Genomic DNA, 2,843 nt, shown 5'->3' with positions numbered 1-2,843 from the left:
CGCGCCCTCGCGGAACGCGCCCAGCACCATGGAAGCCTCACCGATGGCGGCCAGTCCCTTGCCCCGGACGTCACCGATGATCACGCGGGTGCCGCGGTCGGAGCGGGCGATCGCGAACAGGTCGCCGCCTATACGGGTTTCGTCCTCGGCCGCCAGGTACAGCCACGCCACCCGCAGCGGCCCGATCCGGCGGCGCGGTGGCCGCAGCAGCACGAGCTGCGCCGTCTCGGCGACCGACCGTGCCCGAGTCAGCTCCCGGCTGCGCCGCTCGCGCACGTGGCAGACGAAGACGACCAAGGCGGACAGCAGAGCCAAGCCAGCGATCTGCGAGAGGTGGTTGGTTGTGGTCAGTCCGCCGTGGAACACGGCGATGAGCACCTGGGCGGCCACAGCCAGTGCGCCGATGAGGGCGGTCAGCCGCGGCCCGGCCAGGGACGCGGTCAGGGCCGGCGCGATCACCAGCAAGGGGCCCAGGTGGACGTCCGGCGGGGAATGGATGTCCACCACGGTGATCACGACGATCAGCGCAAGGGGGATTGCCACCAGCCTGCGGCCCAGCTGCTGCTCTGGGAGGCGGTCCACCGGCACACGCCCCGCACCCATACATATCGGCATACACCCGGCTGCAGTGCATGTCCCACAGCGAGATCTTCGCCTGGCGCCTACGTCGCTCCGTCTTCCACTTCACCTGAGGCCCGCAGTGCGGCATGACCATGGGCACTCTCCCCTGACCAGCGTCTGAGACAGTGCCCACCGCCTGCCGGTGCCAGCCGACCTGGAGGGCCCTGGCGGCGCCCAAGTGTCCCAGGCTCTGGCTCCGGGAGGAGAGCTGGTGGTGTACGGCGCGCTCTCCACCCACCGGCAGACCGACCCAGCGGGGCTGACGCTCCCGCTCCAGGCCCTGCACTGTTCAAGCCTGCGCCAGTGCTCCGGAGAGCCCTCAGGCATCATCTCGGAGCTGCTCCGTGTGGAATGGTCGCTGAACGTGACATGGGAGCCTTGCGGCCGGGCGTCGTCTCACATGCGTCGTTGTGGCATCCGATGCACGCTGATTGTGGAGAGGACTTCTTGTGTGGGCAATCTGCGCACGTGACGACCCTGCCGTCCCGGCGCGGCCCGAATGAAGGTGGGGATCGAGGGCCGGCCTTCTGGTCATGAGTCGCCATTGGTGAGAGTCGCGCGTGCACCGGGAGGCGCCAGGACGCGGTCCGGTTCAAAGCCTCCCATCGCCGGGTCGACCGTCACGGATCGGCAGGCGGCAGAGGGAAGGAGCGCGATGGAGACCAACTACATCGGCACCTGGACCGTCTCCGGGGCCTTCGCTTCGGTCCTGTCGCGCAACGGCGGCAACGCACTGATGCTGTCGGCCGCCCCCTTGGCCCCCTGGCCGGGCTTCCCGGGGATGCGGCCTCCAGCAGCCCGGCGGTCTACGGGCGCGCTGTGGGAAGCACTGCGGGAGCACTCGTGATCGGTGTCCACGCCAGTTTCGTGGAGACGGATCTCAGCTCCTTCACGGGCGCGCCGGAGACAAGTACGGAAGACGTCGCGAAGCAGACCATGGAGGCACTGGCGAACGACCGGGTCGAAGTCCTCGCCGACGAGTGCACCCGGCAGGTCGAGCACGCTCTGTCGCAACCCGTCGAACGGTGAGGAGGTGCCGGCCCGGTCCGGCGGGGCTGCCCGCAGAGGATCACCGCCTGGTTCCTGCGGCAGCTCGACGAGGTGCTGGATCAGTCCTCAGGACAACCTAGGCAAGACCACAGCGCGGGAGGAATCATGACGGTTGAGCCGACTGCGGGTTACGGATCCCGCGACCAGGCCCTGCACGGGCAGACCCTCGTCGTCATCGGCGGGAGTGCGGGCATCGGGCTGGCGACCGCACGGCTCGCCCGTACCCAGGGCGCCGGCGTGGTCCTCACTGGACGGGACCCCGAACGCCTGCACACCGCCGCCAAGGAGGCCGACGCCCTCAGCACCGCCGCCTTCGACGCCCATGACCCGGAGCAACTCGAACGGTTCTTCCAGCAGCTGCCAGGGCCGATCGACCACGTGATGGTCACCGCGGGCGGCCCGTCCTACGGCCGCCTCCTGGACATGGACGCCGCCCAGGCACGCCGGGCCATCAGCGACCACATGGTGCTCGCCCTCGAGGTCGCACGCCACTGCGCCGGCACCGTACGGCCGGGCGGCACGCTGCTGCTCATGAGCGGCACGGGAGCCCGCCGGATCCGGGCCGCTCTCGGTGTCGCCCCTACAGTCACCGCCGCGACGCCCGCGTTCACGGCCAGTCTCGCACTCGAGCTCGCGCCGGTCCGGGTGAACCTGATCGCCGCCGGCTTCGTGGACACGCCGTTGTCGGCCCGGCTGCTCGGCGACGCGCTCGACGCCCGCCGCGAGGAACTGCGCGCCACGCTGCCGATCGGCCGCGTAGTCGTACCAGAGGACGTGGCGGCGCTCGCCGTGCACATCATGACCAACACCGCACTCACCGGTGCGACCTACGACATCGACGGAGGCCAGCAGCTCGTCGGCTGAGCCGCACGTCGATGGCGGTCATTCGCCACGCATCGCGATGGCCCGATTTGTGTGCTCCGGACTTGCCCGCGGGACGGGATCAACAACGTCATCAGTGCCGCGAGTACTTCCTGGGGGCCTCGTCGGCCACCCAGTGGCCGGTGCCAGGAATGACTACCCTCCGCACGTCGTGGGCGACGAGTAAGCAACCGTCCTCGTCGCAGCGGGCGGGGGGGGCCCCTGGCCGGCGCCGCCCCCCCCCCCCACCAAACAGAACACCGGGAAGAAGACGCCAGAGAGAACAGGGTCAAAGACCGAAGCAGAGCCAA

Annotated in this window: 3 protein-coding genes and 1 pseudogene; 3 read left to right on the top strand and 1 reads right to left on the bottom strand. The window is 69.9% G+C overall.

The genetic code is table 11. The features are described 5' to 3' along the window. Positions 1 to 603 (bottom strand): annotated as a pseudogene (locus ACWDEN_RS47980) (serine/threonine-protein phosphatase); the annotation flags it as partial. 673 nt (positions 604 to 1,276) lie between these two features. Here ACWDEN_RS47980 and ACWDEN_RS47975 point away from each other — a divergent pair. The 3 genes from ACWDEN_RS47975 (at position 1,277) to ACWDEN_RS47965 (ending at position 2,535) form a co-directional block, all read left to right on the top strand. Further along, a complete protein-coding gene (locus tag ACWDEN_RS47975) occupies positions 1,277 to 1,468 on the top strand; it encodes a Rossmann-fold NAD(P)-binding domain-containing protein (protein ID WP_351623431.1) in 192 nt (63 codons plus the stop codon). After that, a complete protein-coding gene (locus ACWDEN_RS47970) occupies positions 1,465 to 1,650 on the top strand; it encodes a Rossmann-fold NAD(P)-binding domain-containing protein (protein WP_351623432.1) in 186 nt (61 codons plus the stop codon). Before ACWDEN_RS47975 ends, ACWDEN_RS47970 begins: the two co-directional genes overlap by 4 nt. Positions 1,651 to 1,776: 126 nt before the next feature. Continuing rightward, positions 1,777 to 2,535 carry an SDR family oxidoreductase gene (locus tag ACWDEN_RS47965; protein ID WP_351623433.1) on the top strand — a complete coding sequence of 253 codons (759 nt, stop codon included), beginning with the start codon at positions 1,777 to 1,779 and terminating at the stop codon, positions 2,533 to 2,535. Positions 2,536 to 2,843 lie beyond the last annotated feature (308 nt).

It is taken from the genome of Streptomyces sp. NPDC001153 (genome assembly GCF_053598315.1).
Note: the sequence above shows the minus strand (reverse complement) of the source record. Positions and strands in the feature narration are given on the sequence as shown.